This window comes from Pelorhabdus sp. sgz311002 (genome assembly GCF_056134285.1).
On record NZ_JBWBCL010000002.1, the window covers coordinates 230,778 to 257,421 of the forward strand.

The following is a 26,644-nucleotide window of genomic DNA, read 5'->3' on the forward strand; positions in this document are numbered from 1 at the left end:
CCTCGTCCCCTAGCCAGTTACTCCACATAGCGTTTCATATACTCCACACTTTTTTGGGCCGCCCCACGATTTTCTGTCATAATCTGCGACGCTGCTAAGCCCATCGCCTGAGCCTGTAGCGGATTTACACAAAGAGCCAGGATTTTCTCACCGAGATCTTTACCATCTTTGACCGTAGCGCAGGCATTGCGGCTAGAAAGCAGTGCATAAGAGTCCTTGAAATTAAACATATGCGGTCCGACAAAAATCGGCTTGCCATGGGCTGCAGGCTCTAGTACATTATGACCGCCGCGCGCAATAAGACTGCCGCCAACAAAAATAATATCGCCAAGACTATAAAGGCGACCCAGTTCGCCAATCGTATCGAGTAAAATCACGGCTGCACTGCATGATTTGCCCTGCATTTTACTGCGGCGACAAACAGTGAGCTGCCGCTCACGCACCAAGTCTTCGACAACTTCGGCGCGGCGGATATCACGGGGCGCCAAAATAAGCCGGGCCTTGCTATACACAGCCACAAGCGCCTGGAAGGCTGTTAAAATCATTTCTTCTTCGCCTTCATGGGTACTGCCGGCAATAATCACCGGAGCACTCAGGGAAGGTTCCCCTAGCTGAAAAAGCTCACACCATTTTTGCTTTTCGTCTTCACTGACTTCACTATAAACTTGATCAAATTTAGTATTTCCGGTAACAACGATCTTCTTAGGATCAGCACCAAGGCGTTCCACATAAATACGATCAAGGTCGGACTGCATACAAAAAAGACTGACTGTAGCCAGCATTTCCCGCAGAAGTGAACGAAGATGTTTATAGCGATTGACACTTTTATCACTGATACGTCCGTTGACCATCACTACAGGCACACTGCGGCGGGCGATAGCCTGCAAAAAGTTCGGCCATAACTCGGTTTCTACTAAGACGAATAAATCCGGTGCGACTCGATTCACCACACTAGCACTGAGCCAGGGCAGATCTAGGGGGAAATAGAGGATCGCCGCTGCATTAGGCATAATTTTTTGCGCCATTTCGTGGCCTGTTGCTGTTACTGTCGTAACAAGAATAGGCCGAGCTGGAAAGGCTTTATGCATCTCTTTCACAATCGGACTTGCCGCTACAATTTCCCCCACCGACGCGGCATGAATCCATAAACACTGCTTATGGGCGACAGCGTCTAGCTCTGCTTGCGGCAAAAAGCCAAACATTTGCTTCATTCGTTTGCCAAAACCAGCTTCGCGGCTCCATCGCCATAAAAACACCGGCATGGCCAGTACAGCAATGAGCAAAGCTGCGATGTTATATAACAAGCGCACCAAATTTACCCCTTTCGCGCTCTGACCGCTGGCAGTTTACTTTTGGGAAGAAAACTGAACTTGGTAGAGTTTATAATAAAGTCCCTGACGCTCCAACAGCTCCTGATGGGCGCCACGCTCTACAATACGGCCTCGTTCCATAACAAGAATCATATCAGCCCGTTGCACCGTAGACAAACGATGGGCAATGACAAAAGAGGTCCGACCAACCATCAATTGATCCAGAGCTTCCTGTACAAGCTGTTCGCTTTCTGTATCAAGTGCGGAAGTGGCCTCATCAAGAATTAACACTTGCGGGTTTTTCAAAATAGCTCTAGCAATGGCAATACGCTGACGTTGACCGCCAGAAAGCTTAGAGCCCCGTTCCCCAATCATCGTGTCATAACCAAGGGCCATACTTGTAATAAACTGATGTGCATTGGCTGCTTGCGCCGCCGCAATCACCTGCTCTTTGGTTGCCGTTAAATCGCCATAAAGAATATTATCATAGACAGTCCCATTAAAGAGAACCGTTTCTTGCGGTACAATGCCGATCTGCTCCCTTACACTGTTTAGCGTCACTGCACTGACATCATAATCATCAATGGTAATTTTGCCGCTAGTCGGATCATAAAAACGAGGAATTAAATTCGCAATCGTTGTTTTGCCGGCGCCGCTCGGTCCGACGATAGCAATCATCTGACCTGGTTCGGCCACGAGCGTAATATGATCTAAAGCGACTTCGCCCTCATTGTACTCAAAGGTTACGTCATGAAAAGCTACTTTGCCTGTAATCGGCGGCAAGGGCTTCGCCCCTGGCTGATCGGCAATCTCTGGCTTCGTATCAAGCACTTCAAATACGCGGTCAGCCGCTGCTAAAGCTCTTTGAATATTGCCATAAACACGACTTAATCGTTTTACCGGATTTGATAAATTGACAACATAAATCAAAAAGGCGATCAGTGAACCGGATGTCAGATCACCGTTAATAACTTCGCGCCCGCCATACCAAATAATAACCGTGACGCCGATGGCCGCAAGAAATTCAATAATTGGCGTAAGAGTAGCCATGAGCTGCGACGTTTTCATTTGCGCTCGAAAGTTAAAATAGTTTTCCCGATTAAACCGGGAAATCTCGTAGTCTTCCCGTACAAAGGATTTTACAACTCGGACAGCCGAAAGTGTTTCCTGTAGCACCGCCGTAATATCGGCCGCTCTTTCCTGCATATTCGTACTAGCTGACCGCAGTTTGCGGCCAAAAACCTCAATCGTTTTCGCTACAAGCGGCATCGTAATTAAGGTGAGCAACGATAACTGCCAGTGGATATAAAACATGGCGACAAGAGAACCAATAAGAGTGACTCCCTCCGTAACCATTTCGATTACATTTTCCACCATGGCGCTTTGCAACGCTGACACGTCATTGGTAATATAGCTCATAATCGTCCCAGTCTGGCGCTTTTCAAAATAAGACAGAGACAATCGCTGCAAATGACGATAAACAGCCTCACGAATATCAATAATTACTTTTTGACCAATATAGCTCATTAAGTAGGTCTGGCCATAAAAGAAAATGCCGCGAAAAAAATAAACAATCACAATGCCCACGGCAATATAATTGAGCATCATCATATTGCGGCTTGTAAGTACATCGTCAATGACATCTTTAATAATCCATGGCACATATAAATTAGCGCTCGAAGCAAAAACAATGCAAAGAATTGCCACGACAACGCGCTTTAAATAAGGCTTGACATAATTTAAAAGGCGAAGATAGGTGTTCATTACTTTCCTCCACTCTGTGCGGCCACTTCCAAGATGACGGCAGCCGCCCGTTTGACGGCGCCAGGCTCGCCCAGCTTATGACGTACGTCCGCTAAATCGGCTGCAATATTATCCCAAGGACTTTCCTTACGTAGTATGGCCAGACTTTCAGCCACAATAGCCGTAACCGTCACTTCATCCTGCAATAATTCTGGCACAACTTTACGACCAGCCACAATATTAGGCAGTCCAATATGAGGTATCTTAACCAAAGGCTTGCCTAAAAAGTAGGTTAACTTATTGACCCGATACATAATGACTACAGGCAGACCCATTAAGGCCGCTTCCAAGGTAGCCGTACCAGAGGTAGCAATAGCAAGATCCGTAATATTCATAATATCATAAGTATGATCCCGCGTGATCGTCACAGCTAGACCAGCTGATTGAATCATGCCTTCCAGTTCGTCTGCTGCTATGGTCGAGGCTAGCGGCAAGAAAAATTGCGTGTCTGGTATTTGCCGCTCAAGTTCCTTAGCGGCTGCTAACATGACGGGAAACAATTTATGAATTTCCTGCTGTCTGCTGCCAGGCATAAGCAATATGCGTTTTTTCTTTGGATCCGCCTGAAAGTAACGAAAAGCTTCTTCTTTGGACAAAGCAGGCTTAACGATATCTAAGAGCGGATGGCCCACAAAAGAAACATTGGCGCCCGCTTCTTCGTATACCTTGGCTTCAAAAGGGAAAATCGCCGCAACGCGATCCACTATTTTCGCCGTACTTTTCGCTCGACCTTTGCCCCAGGCCCAAGCTGACGGGCTAATATAAGAAACCACGGGAATATTCAGTTCCTTCGCTTTTTTCGCCAGCCTCATGTTAAAACCAGGGTAGTCAATCACGACTAACACATCCGGTCTTTCGCGGCGCATGGTTTCCACTAAAAAATCGCGTAGGGCAAAGAGTCGCCGCAAATTTTTCAAGATTTCAATGATGCCGATGACGCCAAGTCCCGCAATATCATAGACAATATTGACGCCCGCTTTACGCATAGCGTCGCCGCCCATACCAAGTAGGGAAACGCCCGGGCAAAGCTCTTGTAAGGCCTGCGCTACCCTAGCGCCATGCAAATCGCCTGACGCTTCACCGACTGAAATCATTATTTTCATAAAGCACCTCTTTTATCCGCAAAAAGCCACAGAAGCATAGAAGCACAGAGAAGACAAACCACCTCAGTGAATCGATGAATCTGCGGCCTCTTAATTACATGGCAACAATCACAATATGATGTTCTTCGGCCAAGGCTAGTACGGCCGCTTTATCGACTAAGAGCGTCTTTCCTGCTTCAATAACAAGTCCTGCCGCCTTCGCTTCAATCATTGACTGAAGCGTCTTTACACCAATACCAGGCATATCAAACCGAATGTCTTGCTGTGGCTTGGCCGCTTTGGCAACAATCACGCCTTGACGTCCCAACGCACCGCCGCGTAAAATCGCGGCGTCAGTACCTTCAATGGCTTCTACAGCCAGAACGGCTTGATCTTTCACAACAACAGTTTGCCCAATATCGAGCCCGCCTATTGCTTTTGCCATAGAAAAACCAAATTTCATATCGGCAAGTTGCGCTTCGGTCGGTTGCAGCTTCGTCAAAACACCAGGCTGCGGCAGAAGTTGCTGGATCAGTTTCGTCTGATCTAGTACGCCAATACCCGCGCCAGCCAATTCCTTAACAAAAGCCAGCATGAGCGTATCATCATTTTTATCAGGCAAACTCTGTAACAGCTTGATCATGCGCATATCCGGCGGAATTTGACCAGAAAAAAGAAATTCCTTCGTGACCTTGCCGAGAAAAGTAACTTGCTTGACTTGCTCCGCTTCTAATGTAGTAATGATCTTATCAAGCTGTCCTACAGGAATATCAACTACTTTATCGCAATGGGCCGAAAGTTCGCTGTCCGTGCCAGGCACTAAGGTGATAGCAAGCACGGCAAAGCCCATGCCGCGAGCGGCACGGGCAAATTCAACAGGCAATCTTCCGACACCGGCCAATAGACCGATTGTGTTCATCTGATTACTCCTCACTTTCATCTCGCCGACCGCGGCAAATACCGCGCTCTGCATTCCGTAAAAATCGTAAAAAATGTTCTACTTCTTCACAAGAATCAAGTTCCTGCTCCATAACAGCAATCGCCTGCGGCAAACTGAGATTGGAGCGGTACAAATATTTATAAGCTTTCTTCAAATTGCGTCGCGACATCGGATTCACTCCGGCGCGAGACATTCCCACATTATTAAGTCCCCTTACGCGAGCAGGATGACCGTCAACAATGACATATGGCGGAATATCCTGAACCACTTTCGTAGCACCGCCGATCATAGCATTGCGACCAATTTTCACAAATTGATGCACGCCAGCAAGGCCGCCGATGACAGCTCTGTCTTCCACTACAACGTGGCCTGCCAGAGTCGCTGCGTTCGACATAATTACATTATTGCCAACGATGCAGTTATGAGCTACATGGGTATAGGCCATCATTAGGCAGTTCGAACCAATCCGTGTTTCTTCGCCTTCCCCTGTCGCCCGATTTACTGTAGCAAATTCTCGAATCTTGGTCTGGTCGCCAATAAATACATAGCTTTTTTCACCACGAAACTTTAAGTCCTGCGGTTCCGCGCCTATAGAAGCGCTAGGATAAATCACACATTCCCGTCCGATACTCGTCCAGCCATCAATCACGACATGAGCCATAATTTTTGTTCCGTCGCCGATTACAACATTTTCACCAATTACAGCGTAGGGACCGATCTCTACATCTTTGCCGATACGAGCTGCCGGATGAATGACTGCCGTTTCATGTATCTTACGGATGGGTATGACTGCTGATTCTACTTTCATCCGCATTTCAACTCCTTTTTATTTTCAACTATTTGAACGATGTCAGAATCGTTTATTACTTTATTTTAAAATCCGACTAATGAGTCTAGTCTTCACTCGTCAAATTAGACCGTATTCGGCAAAAATAGATGAAAACAAAGATTTAAAATAATTTTTCAAGCTTGTTTCACTACTTTTCTCTTTATTTTGCATCTTTAGAGGACAAAGCAAACATAAATTCGCCTTCGGCCACAAGTTGACCGTCCACAAAAGCCTGTGTCCAAATCTTACCGATGGAACCGCGAACCTTTAAAATATCCGCTTCCATGCGCACCTGATCGCCAGGAATAACAGGTTTACGGAATTTCACTTTTTCCATACCAGCGAAAACAGCCAGCTTACCGCGGTTTTCTTCTGGATACAAAAGAGCTACGCCACCTACCTGAGCCATCGCTTCTAGGAGCAACACACCAGGCATAATCGGTTTCCCCGGAAAGTGGCCTAAAAAAAAGTTTTCATTCATGGTAACATTTTTTATACCGACAGCATGTTTCATCGGTTCTATTTCAATAATACGATCCACTAACAACATGGGATAACGGTGAGGAATAATTTTTTGAATTTCACTTGCATCTAATATCATCAAGTACGCCTCCTTATAACTTTTGTGCAGCTTTATGCCTGTTCCTCTAAGATTTTCTTTGCGAGAACAGCATTTAACGCATGGCCTGACTTTACGGCAATAATATGCCCTTTAACCCGACCGGCCAAGGCAATATCACCAAGTACGTCAAGAATTTTATGCCGCACAAGTTCATCATGAAAACGAAGCGGTGTCAAAACTTCTTTATCATCATAGACAACGACATTTTCCAAGGTACCGCCCCGCGCCAAGCCCTTGGCCTTAAGCGCCTCTACTTCATGCATAAATCCAATCGTACGGGCTGGAGCAATTTCTTTTACAAACAATTCTGGGGTTATTTCATAGTCGCCGAATTGCGTACCCAATAGAGGGTGCGGATTGAGCGAAGTAAAAGTAATGCGAAAACCATCATAGGGTATAATAGCAATAAATTTGTCTTCTACATGGACTGATTGTGCCGTCTTAACTATGGTAATATTACAAGGCGCGTCTAGTTCCTGTAATCCCGCCTGCTCGATCAAGCGGACGAAGGTCAGCGCACTGCCGTCGGCGACAGGCGGTTCCGGCGAGTCCATTTCAACAATACAATTATCAACGCCAAGTCCGGCAAAAGCCGCCATTAAATGTTCAATAGTGAACACCTTGGCTAAGCCAGCTTCCAGCGTCGTGGCGCGCAGTGTATTGGTTACTTGTCGAGCTGACGCTTGCACTGACGGAGCGCCTGGTAAATCGGTCCGAACAAAAAGAATCCCCGTATCTTGGGGAGCCGGCTTTAAAGCGAGATTTACCTCAAGACCGGAATGCAGTCCAATCCCAGTATAAGTAACTTCCTGGGCTACGGTTGTTTGGTATTGCATGATTGCCTCCTGCGAATTAACTCTTTTCATTCTACCGGAAAAATGGCCATCCTGCAAGATAAATCACGCTAAAGCTCTGGCGCTGATGCTCATTTGATACTCAATTAAGGCTTTATATTCACTCCCAATGACTGACTGGGGCTCCTGGAAAACAGTCTGAGGACTACCTGTTTCTACAATTTTCCCCTGATCCATAAGCACAATCCGATCGGCTACATGGAGCGCAAAGGGCAACTCGTGCGTAACAACTACCATCGTGCTTGCTTGGTACTTCGCTAAATCCTCCATGACCAGTAAAACTTCTCTGACAAGGATCGGATCTAGCGAAGCTGTCGGCTCATCCCAAAGCATAAGTTCCGGTTCAGCCGCCAAAGCGCGGGCAATTCCCACCCGCTGCTGCTGTCCGCCCGAAAGCTCTGTCGGCTTTTGGCTGCTATAGGCGATAAGCCCCACTTTGTCTAGCGCAAGCTTGGCCTTATCTGCCGCCAATTCTCGTTCCATGCCATCCATAACTAAGCCCAGCATAACATTTTCAATCGCTGACAATCGTCCAATTAAATTAAAATGCTGAAAAACAAAACCAACTTTTTTCCGCACCTGCCGCAGTTCTTCTAAAGGCAGACTCACAAGATTTTGACCACGAAACCAGACTTCACCCTGATCAGGCTCTACGAGGCGATTCACCATGCGAATCGTCGTCGATTTACCGCAGCCTGACGGCCCCATGAGGACAACTGTTTCGCCGCGGTTTACGGCAAGATCAATACCAGCTACTGCTTTGACTGCGCCAAAGGTTTTATAAAGATCCTTGAGCTCCAATATCACTTTCTGATTTTGCGGCAAACCACTCTCAGCCATAGCCATCCTCCTTTATTTAAATTTCAGCAACCGCCGATTGAGTTGTTGCAGTAACCCAGGCCTACCGGAAGGAATCACAATTTCCCGCATAACCTGAGCAAAAGAAAGACCTAGCGCCTCGCCTGCCAGCAACTCTTCCTGGGCAATCGGACTGATTTTCTCCGCATAAGCTGCTGATACCAAACCAAAGACCGCCCCTAATACAGGGACTCCCAGCCAAGGCAAGTATGGGATACCGCCCTGCGCCAACAAAAACATACTTGTCAGCAATACAGCACCAATCATCATGCCATATAAGCGATGATAGCCTACCTTTCCCAACAAGCCCCATTTTCCGGTAATCGTGCGCCGCTTCAAGGCACTCATCAGCGCAGTATGGTCAAGAACAAGAAAGACGACAGTAAATACACAAGCAGCAAGTCCCGCTAAAATAGCTTTGACTTCCGCTAAAATACTTAAGATCTGACCGCGCGGATCTGGTTCAATTACGCCAAGCGCCGTAGAGTAAACGGACAGATTATTGTGTCCTACCACTTTCGCCGCAATTGGCACGATCGCATCAGTACTCACTGTATTCGTCGTCAAAATTTGAATTCGTGCGCCGGGAATCACTTGTCCCGCAATGAATTTATCAAGCAAAGTAACCGTATGGGTAATTTCATCATCCTTCATATTGGGTACCGCCGCCGCCAAATACGCAAGCTGGCTTGTAATAAGAGGCGTATCAAGCTGTTGCAGTCGATTCAAGCTATTTGACGCTTGATCAAGACTACGCCGCGCTCCTGCCGTATCGTAGCGACGCAAATCGTCAAGCATGGCCTGTCCGCTTGTCGTCACCGAGTCAACCGCACTTTGAGCGGCTCTGGCCTGGCCTGCTAAATTGCCCATGGCTTGCACTGTGTTTTTGATACTTGTTAAGCCAGCCTGCGCGGTAGCCGCACTTGTGGCCGCATTACCGGCGTCAGCGCTGACAAGCTTTAATACTTGAAGTACGCTGGCAATATTCCCCATGGCCTGAGCTGAGGAATCAAGCTGCACGACTAAGGCATCTGTATTTAAATGAATCAAACCGCTTGTAGCCTGCTCGACACTGCGACCAGCACTGCGCACTGATTTCAGTGTCTGATCGAGTTTATCCAAACTGGCGTTATACTGATCAAGCGCGCCGTAGGCCGTTTGACTTAAAGCTTTCGCATCGCGAGTATAGTCGGGTATCTGTCCGACAAGCTTGCCTGTCTCAGTTAGGGCGCTGGCAAGTTGCAGCCGCGGCGACTGATATTGAGCCCCTCCCGCCGCTTCGCCAATCACATTTTGGTCAACACGATAGGCCTGCAACGATTTTAAATTGGCGCCGTCTCCTTGAGTAATTGCCGCCTCGGCACTACCGTCGCCACGAACAGCAGTTACAACAGCTAGTATATTCTCTTTACCAGCTGCCTCACCGCGGTTCGGCACTGTCGGAGCATTGCCTTGAAACAGCAGGGTATCACCTAGTTTATAGGGAAGGCCAGCCGGAGAAATTACCAGTTTTGCAGCATAAGACTGTAAAAACCGTTTCATTTCCATCATCGTACTAACCATATAGGTCATATCGTCATTTTTACCGTCAATTGATACATTTTGCGCCAAAGGCAGCTTGAGTGTCTGCTCCATAGCAGAGCCAATCTGCTCACCAGTCCGAATGGGATTGGCTGGCTCACTGCCGACAGGAAAGCTAATCTCCATGATCTGATAACGATCAAGGAGACTTTTTATTTGATTCGTCACATCAGCAGTCTTACTGGCATTGCGTAACAAAACTCCAATGGCCGCACCATCATAAAACGAGAACTGAACGCCTTCTAAGGCATCCACTTGCTCCATCACTTGATTTTTGGCGCCCTCCGGCACACCACGAATCGTAATACGCGGCTCAGTTAAGACGCCTACCCCAGCGCCACCGGGAATACTACCGAATAATTTGCCTAAACTGTTATAAGTTTGTTTGTTCTTCAAGGCTTCTGGTAAAGCTACAAAAAAGCTCGTTTTACCGGAAAGAGTCGGCCCTTCCTTAAATTTCGCACCAGGAATGCTTTCCTGTATCATTTTCGCTAAATGCTCGCTCGTATCTTCTTTCATTTCTTCCCGAGCCGTAATAATCACATCATATTCGCCGGATTCACCAACAAGATTGGCTATGGTCTTAGCAAAGTAGGCATTCGATGCCAATGAAAGAGATGCAGCTAAAGCCGATCCCACAAGAATACTAAGAACCAGTAGCAAGGCAATCTCCTTTTTCATTTGCAATTCACCTCATTTTCGACCTCTAGTATATCATGTATATCATTTTTCAGTCTATATTTATATACTATTTATCAATAATGTATATATTGGAGCATTTGCTAAAAAATCCCCTCCTCAGTATTTGCTAAAAGAGCTAATTATAACCACAGCTCCCTTTTAGCAACAGGGAGGGGAGTTGTTACAACGCTTCAACGTTAGCACTTGACTTCAGCTTTTATAACAACTCTCCTCCCTTACCAAACTTTGTGCCAAATATCTTTTAATCACACATCATAAATAAAGTTTTCAAAGCAGCTCCCTATACTATTGGCACTTCATTCTGCTGTATACCATTGCCCCATCGCAGCCAGCAAAACAATAGATATGCTATTGCATACATTGGATCAAGCGTAATAGTGACGACGTTCCTTACGCTCCTCTCACCGCCACCTAGCAAGAAGAGCATAGGGCTGCTTACATAAGCAGAGGTCAATTACCAACGGTGAGGCGTTTCATCCACCACCCAGCAGGAGGAGCATATGGCTGCTTACATAAGCAAAAGTCAAGTACCACCAGGGGAACTGTCCCATCACCGCCACCCAGCAGGAGGAGCATATGGCTGCTTACATAAGCTGAAGTCAAGTGCCAACGGTGAAGCGTTGTAACAGCCATATGCTCCTCTGTCTACAAAAAAACTGCCTCGATTTCTCAAGGCAGTTTCCTTTTATAACTTATTTATCTTCTGTTGGCGGTTTTGTTTTCCAGCGATTATGCAACCAAAACCATTCGCTTGGATACTTACGAATATGACCTTCTACAACTTTGGTGACAGCCTGGGTCGTCTTCTGAATCGCCTCTTCCCGCTCGCCCTCGGCCACGCGAATCGCCGGATAGATATCAATGCGATGCTTTCCTGGCGCTTCTTCCGTAATAAAGGCTGGGATAATAGGCGCGCCTTTCAAGCGGGCTAAAGCCGCGGCCCCTTGCGGCGTCGACGCCGCTTTCCCGAAAAAATCAACAAATACGCCAGGCGGCCCGGCATCTTGATCTGCTAACAGGCCCACGATCATGCCTTGTCCCAAAAGACGCACCATCTCACGGACACTACTTTTATACGTTACATGCATGCCCGCCAAAGTCCGGTACTCGTTAATGAACTGGTCCATCGCCGAATTTGTCTGCTTTTGCACAACAGCGACTAAGGGGAAACCGTGCATCGCTAAGGCAGCGCCCATGATTTCCCAGTTGCCACTATGAGCCGTAGCTAAAACTACGCCGTGACCTTCTGCCAAGGCTGCGTTCATGTGCTCTTCACCAGCAATCGTCACATGGGCGGCAATTGTCTCTTTCGTTACTTTCGGCAGATATAAGACTTCCATCAGCATCGGGCCAAAGCGAACAGCGCTTGCCTTCGTTAATTTTTGGGCGCTAGGCGCATCAATCCCCAAAGCCTGCTGCATATTTTCACAGGAAAGCAACCGCCTTTTTTTCGGCACAAGCAGCCAAAAGAACTGCCCAAGACCTCGTCCAAAACCATAGCGAAGCTTTGGCGGCAAAAGGCAAATCAATTTACTTAAAGCCTTTATCAGAATATACAAGTGTATCCCCTCCTATCTGGTAAAATTAATACCGTAATAAGTGTGATGCCCCCGTAGGCCCCCTTCCAACTTCAGACTGGGGGCAATCGCTAGACGCAAGCCGTAATTCATCGTTTTGCCATCATATTCGCCAATGACCGTGGTCCAAGGGTTTAACGAAGCTTCTAGGGCACCAAAAGAACCATTATAGCGGCCATCGCCAGTTCCGACATGAAGGCGAAAACCAAAAGGTAAGGTTTTACTCATTACAATATATTTAGTGCGATGATTTTGCTGAAAGGCTCCTTCAAGACCAATCGAAATTCCTGGAGTAAAAATTTCTTCGGGGATTAGGTTATATTTAGCCTGAACAAAGGTTTGCTGCGAATGACCATGATATTTGATATTCGTTAAACCGAGTTCTAAATTTCCGCCAACACCAAGAACAAAGTTTTCCATGAGTCCCTCATGTACCGAATCAACGCCGAAACTCAGTTGGCCACTCCGAAGCACATCGGCCGTTTCTGTATTAATTAAACCAGTTCCGCCTACTAAACTGGGCGCAGCGCTAGCTAGCGGCAAATAAGCCAGCCAAGCCGCCACAATCAAAAGATATTTCACAAACTTCGATCCTTTCTGTGTGTACTTATGCGCCCACGGCAAAACAAGCCTGACCCATCGGCCAGGCTTGTTCACTGTATCAGAGCTTTCAAGGCCGCTCTTCTAATTGACGGATTTTACGCTCTAATTCCTTTACTTGTTTCATCAAATCCGGCAGCTTTTGAATCGCTGCTTCGGCGCGAAGCCATTCACGATGAGGCCGCGCCGGAAAACCGGCAAAAAAGGACCCTGCCGGTACATCTTTAATAGGTGCTGAACGAGCTGCAAAGGTGCAGTTATCGCCGATATTAATGTGACCGTTACAGCCGCTTTGACCGGCAAAAGTAACATGGTTGCCAATTTTAGCGCTGCCTGCAATACCAGTAAAGGCAACAAATAAGCCGTCTTCACCAACTACTACATTATGAGCAATATGAACAAAATTATCAATTTTCGTACCGGAAGAAATAATGGTGCTACCGGTAGTAGCCCGGTCGACGGCTACATTAGAACCAATTTCCACACGGTCGCCAATTTTTACATTGCCAACCTGTGGTACTTTTTCATGCTTACCTTTTACCGTAACAAAACCAAAACCATCACTACCGATCACTGTATTGGCATGAATAATACAATCGCTGCCAATTTGACAATACTCGCGAATTGTTACACTAGGATATAAAATCGTATTCGCACCGATTACGGTCCCATGGCCGACATAGGTGTGAGGATAAATCACAGCATGATCGCCGATTTTTACATTGTCGGCAATGACCGCATAGGGCATAATCGCAACATTTTCGCCTAAAATCACATTTTTGCCCACCACAGCAGTCGGATGAACGCCAGCCTCAATTTTCACAGGTGGGAAAAAAAGTTCCAGCAATTTTGTAAAAGCTACACGGGGATTATCTACCACAATAGCCGCTTTAGGAAATGTATCTGCCGCCTCAGGCGGAATCATCACAGCTCCCGCCTGTGATAAAGCCGCTTTTTCTAAATGAGGCGCAACAGCAAAAGTAATATCCGTTTCCTTCGCATCTTCCAGGTTAGTAACACCCTGAATCTCAATCGTTCCGTCGCCTTGTAAAGTTCCCCCAACCACTTCAGCTAATTCTTGTAATGTTTTCATTAATGGAAGCCTCCAGCATCGCTCTGCGCTGTGTATTTACTGAATCCGTTTCAAAACATCGTCGGTAATATCAATCCCGCCTTGAGCAATACTGTTTTTATAAATCACAACACCAAGATCCTTTTCTTTGGCAATCTGCTCTAAGGATTGTTTAATATCCGCATCAATTTGACTTTCTAAATCTTGCTTAGTTTTCTGAAAGTCGCCATAAGCGGCCTCTTGCTTTTTATTAAATTCTTCGGGACTCAGCGAAGCTTTATCTTTATCAAGCTGATCACTCAATTCCTTGCCTTTGGTATTAAGCTGTTCTTGCATGGTCTTGATTTTCGGACTATCTGACATGATTTTGTTGACATCAATCACACCGATGGCAGACTGCTTACCACAACCGCCTAAGAATACAGCGGTGAGCAACAGTAACAATAAGGCCCCTACTGCTTTTTTCGTCATTTCGTTTCCTCCTGTCTCCTGGATAATTCAACTTTCATTCCGTTAATATCCAAGCTCTGACTGAATGAAGTTTCATTTATTATGCACAGGAAAATTATTTCTTAAACTGACGAATCACTTCATCAGTAATATCGTCGGCTTTTAAGTTAACTGCTACACTGGTAATCACAATGGAATACCCTTTCAGTTGAGCAGTTTTCCCACATAAATTTTCAATATCCTGAAAAATCAGCGCATCAAGCGCATCAATTCGCCCTTTTAATTGATCGAGCTGCGCAGCATCCTCAGCCGTAAATAGAGTTTCCGCCGAACTTTCTGTTGACTGTGGCGGCACCGCAGCTGCCAAAGCCTGTGAGGCTGACAGCGCTTCCTTAGCGACTTGCTCGTGAAGCGATAAACCATATTGATCTAACTCGGCGCTAGCCGCTTGCTTTGCTTTAGTCATCTTCTGATCAATCAGCTCGGTTAACTCTGTTTCTTTTGTTTGTAGTTTTGCTGCTTTTTCTTGATTGATTTTTTCTTCTTTGGCCTGCAAAGCCGTAAGTTCCTCTTTACTCAATTGCAGGGTTTTGCGCTTCAGTTCAATATCAAAGAGTTGACTTTGATATTCTTCATTCAGCTTCGCCACGTAATCATTATACTGCGTAGCCGCCTGCGCCCTAGCCTCACTTTGCTGCGTCGTTAAAGCGGCGTTAAGTTCCGCCTGTTTTGCGAGCATTTTTTCCTGAAACTGCGCCTGAAGCTCGGCAGTTGGCGTCACTGTCGCCCCATTTTCTAGCGCTGCTGGGTTTCCATCGGTTCCGTCAGTAGCAGCGGTCGCTTGGCTTTGTCGCCCAGCGGCAAACTGCTGCTTCGCCAACAAAACTTGAAGTTCTTTCGCCAAAGCAGTGCGCTCTGCTTGTTTCGGATGAGAAGCACTCGCTTTGTCCATATCAATGATAGCAATTTTGTCTTTTTCCGGTTCAACTGATGCTTCTTTGGGCTTTGCACCACAGCCGCCTATAAGCATCACCGCAAGCAATAGCCCGATACAGGCAGTGAATACCACCAGAAATCGATTGGATCGGTTTCGCATCGAATCACCACTTTCAACAGGCAAATTTTAGGGCAAGGAAGAACCGAGCACAGCTTACACCGGCTCGGCTGATCTTTTGCTTCTTCTTTATTTACCGGTCAGTTTTTTAACAACATCATCGGTAATATCTTGTCCGCCATATACTACAGAACCTTTTTCGAGAACAACCGTCAAGCCTTTAGCATCAGCTACGCTTTTGATTGCGCCATCAATCTGGTCGCGAACAGGAGCTACTAATTCCTGCTGTTTCAGTTGTAAACGCTGCTGCACTTGGCCGTAATAATCTTGTTTTTCTTTATCATTCATATTTGCTGTTTTACTGTCAAAATCTTTTTTTGCTTGATCTACTTCTGCTTGCATTTGCTGATCGATTTTAGCAAGATCAGGATGCTGCTGGAAAATAGAATTGCTGTTTACTACGCCAATTGTTGATGAAGAAGATGCAGCTGAAGCTACTTTTCCGCCGCTCTGCGTCACCGCAATGGCGCCGACTCCCAGTAAAAATACAACGGCTACAGCCAAAGATACAAAGCGAACTACTTTTTTGTTTTTTAACGCATTTAACATTAAATACCCCTTCTTTCCCATACAAAATCGAATACCATAGACTCTAGTTCATTATAACAAGGCCGCTCGTTACATTCAATGATTATCTTGCTACATGCCTAGAGATTTCCTACTAATCTAAGATAATGCTCATCGCTTGTAACAACATATTCAGCACTCAAAAAATCATGAATTTTATAACGCAAGGCAAATTCATTGTAATTTCTGAGCGGTACTCGTTCCAAACGAAGCATGTAGCCTTTACCTAGCTCCTGCTCTATAAACAGGCGCGTTTCATGATCATTCAGACTGTACTTAAAGCCGCCAAGTGTTTGTTTTGAAAACCGATAGGCATAGCCTGGTGAAAAATCCCAGCTCATAGAACCTGTTACAACATTGCTTTCCACAAAAAGTTCATTGCGGGGATTCACCCATTTGCCCACATGAATTCGAGCTGACGTATTATCTTGCTTCCGTCCTGTATCGAGATACCCTTCGGCAAAAAAACGATATTTTGTCGTTTCTGGCAACAGTACAAACGTTGTTACATTCGCCGCTGATAAGACAAGACGGTAAGTAAGACCATAACGCTGTGTCATTGGCAAAGCCTGCACCCTAGCCAGCATTTTCTGCTTAAAATAGTCACGCTGGCGCTGTACAAATGATATAGGGAGACCGCGAATTTCCTTCGCCATCTCTTCTAGCGGCTCTTTCGCATCATAAAGCAACAAGCTCGGCAAAGTGTGCGAACGAATAGCGACTTCTGTAAACTGTACAATTTCTCCTACAGGGCTCAGCGTCATTTTCACAGTGGTTACAGGCCCTGGTATCACCTCAAAGATAGGGCGAAACTCAGGCAGTCGGTCAGCAACGAGATCTCTAAGACTTTCTTTTACCAGGCTTGCAGCCCAATCCACGGCATCAATAGGCAGCCCCACTAAATTCTCCTGCAACCGCTCTGGCACAGAAACAAGTTCTTGACCAGCTAGCGCTGCCATTTCTGGCGATAAGCCCGTAAATTCGACATCAAGCCGAACTTCCTTCACTGTAGCGCCCCAAGGCTCTAAGTTGACTCTAATTTCGGTCTCCTGGTCGGCAAAGACGCTTACAGACTGTACGGAGTAGCCGACAAGAACCCGCTCAAAGACTTCTTTAATTACTTTCTCATAAGCGCTGTGATTTGCCGCGACTTCGGCTATCGTTCTGCCTAGTAAAATATGCTGCCCCACTGTCGAAATACTTGCTTCCATCCGCTTTAACGCTTTGGGCGGCGGTGGCGCTGTTGAATTCACATTGACGCTGAGCGTTTCAACAACAGGCTGAGCTGCGACTACGGGCGTCAAAACCAGTAAGAACAGCAGAGTCAGTAAGCTATAGCGCCAAACTGCACGAATAACAGCCACCTCCCCTCTGCAGGTTATAAGGAAAAGTCAGGCGATTTACCTGACTTTTCCTGTTGCTTAGCTTGTCTTAAAATTCATTCGTTTTAGAATTGGCCGCCAAAGCTGAAATGGGTTTTATTCCCCTGATCCCCTTTAGCAAAGTCAAAACGAATCGGACCAATCGGCGTGGTGAGACGAATGCCTACACCAACGCTCTTTTTGAGATCGCTGACTTTAAGCCCTGTATCATTCCAGGCATTACCAACATCGCCAAATACTACGCCTTGCACTTTCTTGATAATAGGAAACCGGTATTCCGCTGAAGCCAATACCATACGGTTGCCTTTAAACTGATCGTCATCATAACCGCGCAATGTGTCAGCGCCACCGACAGAAAACTGATTTGCTTCGGAAATTTTACCTGTGGCATAACCAGCAGTGAGACGAACGGCAATGACATGATCATCATTAATCTTAAAGTAACGACGACCTTCTGCCGTGTATTTGTTAAAATTGAAGTCGCCTTTCATGAAGCGTCCGGCAAATTCACCACTTAAAGAATAGCGACTGCCTTCCGTTGGATTAAAGACATTATCACGATCATCATAAACGCGCGTCAAAATAATACTGCGTGTCAACCCAAAATTATCTTTCAAGTAATTGGTAAAATGAGGATCGGTCGTATTGGAGTAATCAATATCTCCCGATACATGGCTAACCCATGTGTCTCTCCGGTTCTTAAAAGTAACATAGTTCTGCAAATATTCATTGGCAGGACGACCTAGCGTAACTTCAAAGCCCTTACGGTTTTTGTCATAGGTAGAACGAGTGGCTTTGTCGTCATAGCTGCCATCAGAACGATACATGCCATAATCAGTATACTGATTCGTCATGTTATAGATACTAAAACCGATAGAAGTTTGTTGGTCATCAAGCCATGGGTGCGTATAAGAAAATTCATAATTTCGGCTGCTGGCATTGCCGCCGAACTCCCAGTGAATCTTCGCCTTGTCACCTGTTCCGGCTAAATTATTATCACCTAGCTCAATAATACCAACAAGCCCGTCATCATGACTATAGCCGCCGCCAATAGAGAAAGTCCCTGTTTTTTGCTCAACTACATCGGCTTCCATCGATACGGCATTGGGTTCACGACCGGGGTTGAGTTTCATATTGACATCTTCAAAATAACCAAGATTATAGATCTTTTGCATGCTACGTCTTGCCAACTTAGCATTAAAAGGTTCGCCTGGCTTAATCGTCATTTCGCGGGTAATTACATAATCTTTGGTCTTTTGATTGCCCTTAACAACAATATTCTCCAGCATTCCTTCATTGATCGTAATCGTCAACGTCCCATCAGGGCTGGCGCTTACATCACTGACTTTTGCTAAAATATAGCCCTGATCATGGTAGTACTGCTCAATGGCCCGCATATTTTCGTTGAGGCTCTTCATATTGATAATACTGTTTTTAGGAGCTTGTACCATACCAAGAATGGCTTCCGTCGTAACTTTCGTATTGCCTTTTACAACCACATTCGTTAGTAAAGGATTCTCTAAAACAGTGTAGGTAACTTTAACTCCTTCTGGCACCTCGGAGAAATTCACCACAATATCATAGAAGTACCCAAGATCATAGACGGACTGCATGTCCTTACGGACTGCATCGCCTGTGAGTACATCGCCGGGCTTTAGCTGAATCGCTGCAAGAATCTTCCCTGTCTCTACGGTCTTATTACCACTTACGGCAACAGCCGCGACTGTTTTCCCCGTCATATCAGCGGCAAAAACAGAAGAAGTTGACCCTAGAAACAAAACGGTACAGAGAAAGACGGCAACTATAAACAGCCCGTAGCGTCTTGTATTCATGTATTCCCTCCTTATAGAACTTTCAACTCAACTTACTGCCCGCGCAAAGATTTTCCGGCAGCCCGAATTAGCTGCTGCATTTCTTCCGGCGCTACGACTTTTTCTGTGTCCCGCGTCGGAACTGTTTCAGGGACAGGCGCTTTGCGAACAGGTTCTGAAACTGTCTGCGGCGCTGTCGTCACCAAACTTTGCTTAGGCGGCATTACATCAGCCTGCTTTTCTGTCACAGTCGATTTTGTTTCAACTGGATCCGTTACGGCAGGCACAGTGGGATGGACAGGTAATAAGGGTTTTGTTTCAGCTATCTGTGGCAAAACTTCACTTGTCTTTTGCTGCGCCAAATAAACATAGGCGCCCCCTATCCCTACAGAAACAAGTAAAGCAGCCAAAGAGAAGGCAGCTAGCTGCTTTTTCCAAGAAAAGGTCTTCTGTTGAATCGTTTTTTCCTGGATATGCTGAAGTTCAGCCTGAGCGAGCATAAGATTCAGTTTTCCCTGCGTATCTTTCTCGCTCTCAAAAGCTTGTTCAGCCCGATGCAGCCATTTTTGCGCTGACCGGAGATGTGCACTGATTTTCCCTTTAAATTCACCCATATTGACCACCTCTATTATAACCACATTTTATAATCAAGGGAAGGGTCCAGATTCTGGTCACTTAAATTCGTCTTTTTTTCAGCTTTTTTCCAAGAAAATCGCACATTCTTTCCGTTTTTTAAGTCATAATCACTTATTTTCATAATTTATCATTGATTTTATACGAAAAGCTTACCAGTTTTGCATTAACTTAGCCATCATACCGCGAATTCGCCGGATTCCCTGTTTCTGTAGACGATACAAATGCGATACGCTCACATCAAGCGACTGAGCTAAATTCTTAGGTTCTTGCTCTTCTAAATACATGCCGCTGACAGCAATTTGTTCTTTCTGCGGTAAGCGGTCAATGGCATGCTTTAATTGACTGACTAAAAAGCTTTGTTCGGTTTGAGACGCTAGACTAGGACCTTGATCGGCTAAATAATCGCCTAATGTGGCAGTATCTGCTTCATTTACAGGTCCGTCCATATAGGCCCAATTTTGCTTGCCTTCCTTCGCCAGATAGTTCAGCATCCGCCCGCGAATCCGATGAAGAGCATACACAGCAAAGGCAACATTTCGCTGCGGCTCATAGCTTTCCGCCGCTTCAATCAGACCTACAGTTCCTTCTTGAATCAAATCAAGCATCAGCGTTTCGCCAGCGCGAAACCGGCCTGCTGTTTTAAAAACCAGGGGCTGGTAGCGTTCAATGAGTTCGCTGCGTGCTGCTAAATCATCGCCGTCTTTATAGCGAGACCAAAGTTCAGCCTCGGCCTCGGGAGTTAAAAGCTCAACTTTATTTAGTTCTATTAAATAATCCTGCAAACTCATTGCGTCCATCCTATTCTTACAAAGTGTTTCTCGCTTCAAAAAGCATAGCGAGTTAGAATATTAAATTGCGTCTTCTTCACCGAATCATAATAAAGACCACTGCTTACATGTTCATTGAATTGGTAGAGGACGCCAATCTTTTGTGATGAATTGTCGACGCCACGAGAAAGGTTTATGGAAAAACGGTCTGTTAAATATTTGCTAATTTCTACATTGTAAACATCACGAGATCCTCGTCCGACTGTCCCATCAGTTGTCAGATAATCGGTACTTTTTACAATATGAAAGTCATCCACACCAAAAAAGTCCTTTAAGGTATTTTCCACCGGACTGAAGAGCTGCGCCTCAAGACCGGAGCTTACGACACTGCCGACTTGATCGACGCCAAACGAAGTATCGGAACTCTGCCGCTCAAAATAGCGACTTCTAAGCGTCAGCAGTGAAAGAATGGCTTCCTGGGTCATCGGCGGGTTGGCTGATAATTTAAAATTCATCGCATTGGCTGGACCATTGACACCTAACGTGACGGTGGTCTGTTGCGCTAGATTAATCTGCTGAATCTGGAAATAAGAAGTTAGCTTAATGACAGGCATGAGCCCATTATAGGGTGTAAACTCAGCAGAACCGGAAACAATCTTAAAGGGCGCCGTAAAATAGGTAAGCTGACCACGACTTACAGTAAATCGGCCTGTTGGCTCAAGCTTTTGCCAAGTACCGCCAAAAGTCGTTTTTCCCTCAACATAAAAATCATACATATAAGGGTTATAAAATCGGACATTTTTACCTGCCTCTACCGTAACATCAAGCCCCATATCAAAGTTAGTAGGTTCCATGTCAGGGATCATTGGAATATCAATCTGATCGCGTTCAAATAACACCTTACCAGAAAGCAGCGGTTTTCCCGCTTTCGGCATTAACTGCAGCGAAGCACTGACAGGGCCTTTAAAGTTGCGATGATCAATTTCTAACGCGTTAAGATATAGATTAAAAGCATAGTCTGCTAAAGATCGCCCGCGAATCGCTGCTGAACCGTTGAGGGTAAACCCGCCTTTTCCCATTGTGCCTTGAAACGTGTTTACAACTATTTTATCACCTTGTAGGCTAATGGCAATAGACAAGTTTTGCAAAGGCTCTTTTAAATCAGAAAATTTGATCACGCCATCAAGAACTGTAAAATCGCCTGATACCTTAGGATTATCAAGTGTACCGTTTACATAAACGATCCCTTGAGTCTGTCCTGTCGCCCAGGCCACTCGCTTAGTAAGAAGTGGCAAAATCCCCAAATCCGCTTGGTCGAGCATGATTTTTAAATCCATTTCCCCGTCAGACACAATCTTTTTGCTTACCTGACTATAATGGGAGTTGGTAATCGGCGAAAGATTAGGCCAAATTTCACTGTCACTCAGCGATTTTAGCGGTATTTTCCCAGTAGCACTGGCGACATAACTGTTTTTCGTCAAGGTGATCTGATTAATATCGATTTGCTGCGGCGTAACAATAAAACTGCCGCTAAGCGTATCAAAACTCTGATCTTGAATACTGCCATTCGTGATACCAATAGAAACAGCAGCTTGCGGCGCTTTTGTATCGCCAGTAAGTGTCATGGCAATTAAGGCTTCACCATGGACAGGAACTTTCGCATCATACCAAGCCGAAAATAAACCGCTATCAATTTGATTTCCAAAGACATTCAAATTGATTTGCCCCTTTAAATCGGCTGATCCGGTTACGACAAGCCGACCATTGCCTTGCTGCGCCTGAAAATTATTCACTGTAACAACGTGATTTGCCAGTGACAAGTCAATATCAATATTTTCTAAGGGATAGTGTTTGATCGTCCCATGATCCAACTTAGCCCGTAAGGAGGCTGTAGGATTATCCCAAGCGCCGTAAGCCTGCATTTCACCATTGAACAGGCCAGTGACCTGATCTGGCGGCAAATCAAAGAAAGGCATCAGCGTACTGACGGAAGCATTCGAAACCTCCATCACGCCGCCCATAGTCTTGTCAATCAGATCCAAACCGCCGCGTAAGCGGAAGGTTCCGCCGCCCTGACTAAAGGTCAGATCCGGCACGGTAAGAGTTCGTTTATCAAGAATTACATGGCCTAAAACTCCGGTAATCGGCTGACCTTTCACTTTGACATTTTGCGCTGTCAATTCACCAGTAAAAACAGGATCATCTGGCGTCCCGGTCAATTGTCCGGCAAAATCGCCGCGTCCGGTGACTGGATAAGGCAGTTCGACGAATAAGCGGTTTAAACGAATATTTTTAATATCTACGGCAAAATTCATTTGTTTATTGGCATCAATGGTACCGCTCAATTCAAAATTCGCTGGTACTGCCCGTACTTTTAGATGATCGACGGTAGTAACGCCTTGATGGTGCTGGACCAGCGCTTCAGCCTGTCGAATAATATAACCACGATAGCTGCCATCGGTAAAGTTTGCAGCCATGAACGCCTCGGGCTGCTTGATTGTCCCTGTCAACCGCAAATCGGCATCAATATTGCCAGTCAGTCGTTCCCCAGGAGCTAGAACGGCCACAAGATCTTCCGCTCGCCCCTTGGTTAAGGCGGCAGTTAAGTCGATGCGCTGTTCACCGGTAAATTCTATGGAACCCGTCAAATGGTACCGTGTCACAATTTCCGGACTTAAAAGCTTCGGATCACTTTTTTCCACCTGACGATGATACTCTGTATTAACTTCATCAAGATACAGCCTATTCTGTGATACGTGAACACGCCCGCTCAGTTGGTCAAAGGGCTGACTTGCCAAACTCCCCTGTTCTCCTAGAACCTGTCCGGTAAAAGTCGGCTCATTCAAAGATCCGCCTAACTGCCCTCCCAGAGAAAAAGTCCCTTTGACGGGAATCTCGCTATAGGCCGCCGCTAAAGGAGCGGCATTAATGTCTTGGGCCCAAATAGAGCCGGTCAATTGACCTTGCCGCACCGCAGCAGAGAGAGAAATGGAGCCGCCGCTTATTTTCGCGCTAGCCGCCTGCAGTAGCAGAGAGCCGTCGCCATTTTTTTGTCCAGTGGCTGATAACGACTGAAAGTCAATTCCTTGCACCGTTCCCGCCTGCATAGAAACCTGGCCAAAAACAGTAAGCTGATCGACTGCTAAGGGTCCTGATGCCGCTAGGGAAAAATCGGCATAACCACTAAGTGGCATTTGTAGCGCTGCCTCAAGTAAACTCGTATCAATATGCCAGCCAGAAAGCTGAAAGGCCGTCTGCCCCTTGGCAAAATCCACCGTCCCGGCCCCACTGGCATTACCCCCGAAGCCTAGCAAAGAAAATTTATGTATAGCCAGCTTTTGATCGCTGTAATGAAACTGTCCATAGACATGGTCTACGGCATAATTTCCTAACTGCATTTTATTTACATTCACAGAGCCCGCCACATCAGGAGCTTTCGCTGTACCTTGTACCAGAATATTTAAATCAGCCAAACCAGAAAGCGGCTGATTTAAACCGATTTTCGCTAGAGGTAATCTAGCAAGCTCGGTTTGATGCGTAGTAAGCGCAGCAGAAAAAACTGGCTCGGCGCCGCTATAGTAGACTTCACCGCTTAAAGCAAAAGGCTGCCCATCAAATTCGGCTTTACCGCCATAGAGGTTGATTTTATCAGAAGTAAACGTAAGAAAAGCGCTTCCCTGCGAAAATTCCTCGCCTTGCCAAGAAAAAGCCGCCTGTTTTACAGCGCTCTCACCAGAAAAGAGCAGCGATCCCTTATTTTTCTTGACAACAACTGTCACATCTTCTAGCTGGCCGCCATGAATATCCAGCCCATTTTGCCCCAAAACTTCCGCAACGAGCGGTAAAAAGGGCGAAACCTCTACTTTTGGCGCAGTAAGCTCAGCTTGAAGATTTTCCTTATCTTTGATAAATCCCTCTAGTGAGAAAGTTTGGCCAGCAGCAGTCCCCTTTAGCGTCATAGCTACAGCGGGAAATTGGGCCAAGTCAGCTGTTCCATTCAAATCTGACAGGACCCATTTCCCCTGGGACAAGGTAACCGTCAATTCTCCCTGCTCTATCGTAACCGTGCTTTTTAGCGGAGATTGTCCGCTCGTCTTCGTTTGAAAAAGTTTTTCTATATTCCAAGCTCCAGCAGCGTCTTGCCATAAAAAGATTTGAGGCGATACCAAATCAATGGCCTCAATCATTGACGCAGCCGACTGACCGCCAAAGAGAAACTGACGCAATGAAAAAACCAGATTTACTTCCCTACTCTGGCCAAGCAATTCTCCATCTTGATCCTCTATCGACACATCGCTTAAAGATAATTCACGAAAAGAACGAATCCGAATCGAACCGATTTTTACGTTCTGGCCAAGAGCCTTAGTCAATTCCCCACTGATTTCCTGCGAAATCCCAACCATGACCTGCTGACTGTGGCTCAAAAAAACTGCGCTTCCCACAATTAATAGCAGAAAGGCAAGTAAAATAACTATTCCTTTTTTCGGCATAACGAGCCTCCTGCAATTCACTTACAGAGAAGTTCGACATCACTTCTAGGCCTTCCTCCATGACAAGAAATAGAAAATCGCGCCAACCGCTTAGAGGCTGGCGCGATACATAGCTTATAGAACTTCTATTTTGCTACAGCAATTCCCATGGCTTTATCTAGCTGTGCTTTGCTTGTATTGTAATCATAAAGGGCTTGTACAGCATTTGTTTTGGCTGTTGTGAGGTTTGTTTCAGCATCCATTACATCGGTATTGGTACCAACGCCAGAAGAGTAACGAACTTGAGCAATCCGGTAGTTTTCTTCCGCTTGATCAACGGCAACCTGCGTTGTAGCAATCCGTTTTTCCGCTTCCCGCAAGTTAAGGTAAGCCTGTTGCACATCAAGAATTACCGTATCACTCGTCTGACGCGCTGTATGCGTTGCTTTCTCCACACTGGCAGTCGCTTGTTTTACCTGCGCTTTGGTAATGCCGCCATCAAAAATATTCCAAGTAGCCGATACGCCTACTACCCAGTTATAATTAGACGTTCCAGCAAACTTCGTATCGTTCCAGTCGGTCATGCCGCTCGCCGTAACAGTAGGTTTGTAGCCGCTATTGGCGACAGTAACGCCTTCCTTGGCCGAAGCAATGGCAAGATCAGATTGCGCTTTATCAGGGCGGTGCGCTAAAGCGTATTTTGTCGCATCCGCTAAAGCGATCTGGTATTTCGTATATTTCAAAGTATCTTTAATTTTAAGTTCCGTATCAAGCGAAATCCCCATCACATTATTCATGTTTGATAAGGATAGCTGATAGGCATTTTCGGCTTTAATTAAATTTTGCTCAGCATTGGCTAAGTTAACTTGTGATTGCAAAACATCAGATTTAGCAACAGTACCCACGGCATATTGAGCTTCTACATTTTTAAGATGCTGCTTCAGATCGCGAACGGCTTCCTGATTCACTTTCAGCATATTCTGAGCTTCCAAAATTGCATAATAGTAGACAGTGGCGCTATAACGAATCTGCTGCCGTGTATTTTCTAAGGCCAACTGGCTAGATTGGTAGTTCAAATCCATTTGATTGACGGTACCTTCTAGTTTGCCGCCTGTATAAAGCGGTACAGACAAGCTCAATTTGTTATCATATTTATCGGTGCTGGAGCGAGGCGTAAAAGTTGTACGGGATACGGTAGAACCAATGACGTTGCCATTGGAATCAACAACCTGACTCGCTCTGCTCGTACTTTCCGACGAAGGCGAACCAACGCGCTGCGCCGAGAAGGAATAGCTAAGCTGCGGCTGATAGCCATTTTTCGCTTGATCTAATTCGGAAGCAGCTACATCGAGACTAGATTCAGAGATACGGATAGCCGGATTATTCTTTAAGGCAATAGCAATACTATCGTCCAAAGAAATTTCCAGTGCCGCCGCCGACGCCTGTGGCGTCACCAATGCAAGGGAGCCGCCGATCAGCAGCAAGGCTAAGCTTTTTCGCAAAAAAGTATATTTTTTATCTCTCATTATGTATTAAATCCTCCTTATGAATTACAAAGTGCCGCCAGAGTGACTAGCGAGTCAATTATGAATTTATTATAGGGTCCTTTCCCTCTAGT

At 45.8% G+C, this 26,644-nt stretch carries 22 protein-coding genes; 1 reads left to right on the forward strand and 21 read right to left on the reverse strand.

Annotated features, from left to right (window positions below):
* Positions 1 to 17: 17 nt before the first annotated feature.
* From AC0NJP_RS04985 to AC0NJP_RS05025, 9 genes are all read right to left on the reverse strand, one after another.
* Positions 18 to 1,310 (reverse strand): 3-deoxy-D-manno-octulosonic acid transferase, encoded by a 1,293-nt coding sequence (locus tag AC0NJP_RS04985; RefSeq protein WP_474699015.1) that lies wholly within the window; start codon positions 1,308 to 1,310, stop codon positions 18 to 20.
* Between the two features lie 36 nt (positions 1,311 to 1,346).
* Positions 1,347 to 3,074 carry a lipid A export permease/ATP-binding protein MsbA gene (gene msbA, locus AC0NJP_RS04990; RefSeq protein ID WP_474039134.1) on the reverse strand — a complete coding sequence of 576 codons (1,728 nt, stop codon included), beginning with the start codon at positions 3,072 to 3,074 and terminating at the stop codon, positions 1,347 to 1,349.
* On the reverse strand, positions 3,074 to 4,216 hold the full coding sequence (gene lpxB / locus AC0NJP_RS04995; protein ID WP_474699016.1) for a lipid-A-disaccharide synthase: 1,143 nt from the start codon (positions 4,214 to 4,216) through the stop codon (positions 3,074 to 3,076). Before lpxB ends, msbA begins: the two co-directional genes overlap by 1 nt.
* A 94-nt stretch (positions 4,217 to 4,310) precedes the next feature.
* Complete coding sequence (locus tag AC0NJP_RS05000; RefSeq protein ID WP_474039136.1) at positions 4,311 to 5,114, reverse strand: LpxI family protein; 804 nt, start codon at positions 5,112 to 5,114, stop codon at positions 4,311 to 4,313.
* 4 nt (positions 5,115 to 5,118) lie between these two features.
* Positions 5,119 to 5,943 carry an acyl-ACP--UDP-N-acetylglucosamine O-acyltransferase gene (gene lpxA / locus AC0NJP_RS05005; protein ID WP_474039304.1) on the reverse strand — a complete coding sequence of 275 codons (825 nt, stop codon included), beginning with the start codon at positions 5,941 to 5,943 and terminating at the stop codon, positions 5,119 to 5,121.
* 181 nt (positions 5,944 to 6,124) lie between these two features.
* Positions 6,125 to 6,565 carry a 3-hydroxyacyl-ACP dehydratase FabZ gene (gene fabZ / locus AC0NJP_RS05010; protein ID WP_474039137.1) on the reverse strand — a complete coding sequence of 147 codons (441 nt, stop codon included), beginning with the start codon at positions 6,563 to 6,565 and terminating at the stop codon, positions 6,125 to 6,127.
* A 32-nt stretch (positions 6,566 to 6,597) separates the two neighbouring features.
* On the reverse strand, positions 6,598 to 7,422 hold the full coding sequence (gene lpxC / locus AC0NJP_RS05015; RefSeq protein ID WP_474039138.1) for a UDP-3-O-acyl-N-acetylglucosamine deacetylase: 825 nt from the start codon (positions 7,420 to 7,422) through the stop codon (positions 6,598 to 6,600).
* Between the two features lie 63 nt (positions 7,423 to 7,485).
* Entirely contained in the window at positions 7,486 to 8,244 is a 759-nt protein-coding gene (locus AC0NJP_RS05020; protein WP_474699130.1) for an amino acid ABC transporter ATP-binding protein, read from the reverse strand.
* A gap of 48 nt (positions 8,245 to 8,292) precedes the next feature.
* A complete protein-coding gene (locus AC0NJP_RS05025; protein ID WP_474699017.1) occupies positions 8,293 to 10,560 on the reverse strand; it encodes a hypothetical protein in 2,268 nt (755 codons plus the stop codon).
* Between the two features lie 521 nt (positions 10,561 to 11,081).
* Between AC0NJP_RS05025 and AC0NJP_RS05030 the strand changes: the two genes are divergently transcribed.
* The gene (locus AC0NJP_RS05030) at positions 11,082 to 11,207 is read left to right on the forward strand and encodes a hypothetical protein (RefSeq protein ID WP_474699018.1); all 126 of its coding nucleotides are present in this window, start codon (positions 11,082 to 11,084) and stop codon (positions 11,205 to 11,207) included.
* 66 nt (positions 11,208 to 11,273) lie between these two features.
* On the opposite strand, the gene AC0NJP_RS05035 is transcribed toward AC0NJP_RS05030, so the two are convergent.
* The 12 genes from AC0NJP_RS05035 to AC0NJP_RS05090 all read right to left on the reverse strand — a co-directional run bounded on the left by AC0NJP_RS05035 (position 11,274) and on the right by AC0NJP_RS05090 (position 26,552).
* On the reverse strand, positions 11,274 to 12,140 hold the full coding sequence (locus AC0NJP_RS05035; RefSeq protein WP_474699019.1) for a lysophospholipid acyltransferase family protein: 867 nt from the start codon (positions 12,138 to 12,140) through the stop codon (positions 11,274 to 11,276).
* Positions 12,141 to 12,152: 12 nt separating this feature from the next.
* Complete coding sequence (locus AC0NJP_RS05040; protein WP_474699020.1) at positions 12,153 to 12,740, reverse strand: YjbH domain-containing protein; 588 nt, start codon at positions 12,738 to 12,740, stop codon at positions 12,153 to 12,155.
* Positions 12,741 to 12,828: 88 nt separating this feature from the next.
* Positions 12,829 to 13,851 (reverse strand): UDP-3-O-(3-hydroxymyristoyl)glucosamine N-acyltransferase, encoded by a 1,023-nt coding sequence (lpxD, locus tag AC0NJP_RS05045; protein WP_474699021.1) that lies wholly within the window; start codon positions 13,849 to 13,851, stop codon positions 12,829 to 12,831.
* Between the two features lie 36 nt (positions 13,852 to 13,887).
* Complete coding sequence (locus AC0NJP_RS05050; protein WP_474699022.1) at positions 13,888 to 14,301, reverse strand: OmpH/Skp family outer membrane protein; 414 nt, start codon at positions 14,299 to 14,301, stop codon at positions 13,888 to 13,890.
* A gap of 94 nt (positions 14,302 to 14,395) precedes the next feature.
* Entirely contained in the window at positions 14,396 to 15,376 is a 981-nt protein-coding gene (locus AC0NJP_RS05055) for a hypothetical protein (protein ID WP_474699023.1), read from the reverse strand.
* An 87-nt stretch (positions 15,377 to 15,463) separates the two neighbouring features.
* Positions 15,464 to 15,943, reverse strand: coding sequence for an OmpH/Skp family outer membrane protein (locus AC0NJP_RS05060; RefSeq protein ID WP_474039145.1), 480 nt, complete (start codon positions 15,941 to 15,943; stop codon positions 15,464 to 15,466).
* Positions 15,944 to 16,041: 98 nt separating this feature from the next.
* On the reverse strand, positions 16,042 to 17,325 hold the full coding sequence (locus tag AC0NJP_RS05065) for a hypothetical protein (RefSeq protein ID WP_474699024.1): 1,284 nt from the start codon (positions 17,323 to 17,325) through the stop codon (positions 16,042 to 16,044).
* Positions 17,326 to 17,408: 83 nt separating this feature from the next.
* Positions 17,409 to 19,175, reverse strand: coding sequence for a BamA/OMP85 family outer membrane protein (locus AC0NJP_RS05070; RefSeq protein ID WP_474699025.1), 1,767 nt, complete (start codon positions 19,173 to 19,175; stop codon positions 17,409 to 17,411).
* A 32-nt stretch (positions 19,176 to 19,207) separates the two neighbouring features.
* Positions 19,208 to 19,768, reverse strand: coding sequence for a hypothetical protein (locus AC0NJP_RS05075; RefSeq protein WP_474699026.1), 561 nt, complete (start codon positions 19,766 to 19,768; stop codon positions 19,208 to 19,210).
* Positions 19,769 to 19,939: 171 nt separating this feature from the next.
* On the reverse strand, positions 19,940 to 20,578 hold the full coding sequence (locus tag AC0NJP_RS05080) for a sigma-70 family RNA polymerase sigma factor (RefSeq protein WP_474699027.1): 639 nt from the start codon (positions 20,576 to 20,578) through the stop codon (positions 19,940 to 19,942).
* A 35-nt stretch (positions 20,579 to 20,613) separates the two neighbouring features.
* The gene (locus AC0NJP_RS05085; RefSeq protein WP_474699028.1) at positions 20,614 to 25,047 is read right to left on the reverse strand and encodes a translocation/assembly module TamB domain-containing protein; all 4,434 of its coding nucleotides are present in this window, start codon (positions 25,045 to 25,047) and stop codon (positions 20,614 to 20,616) included.
* A 125-nt stretch (positions 25,048 to 25,172) separates the two neighbouring features.
* Positions 25,173 to 26,552 carry a TolC family protein gene (locus AC0NJP_RS05090; RefSeq protein WP_474699029.1) on the reverse strand — a complete coding sequence of 460 codons (1,380 nt, stop codon included), beginning with the start codon at positions 26,550 to 26,552 and terminating at the stop codon, positions 25,173 to 25,175.
* Between the last annotated feature and the right edge of the window lie 92 nt (positions 26,553 to 26,644).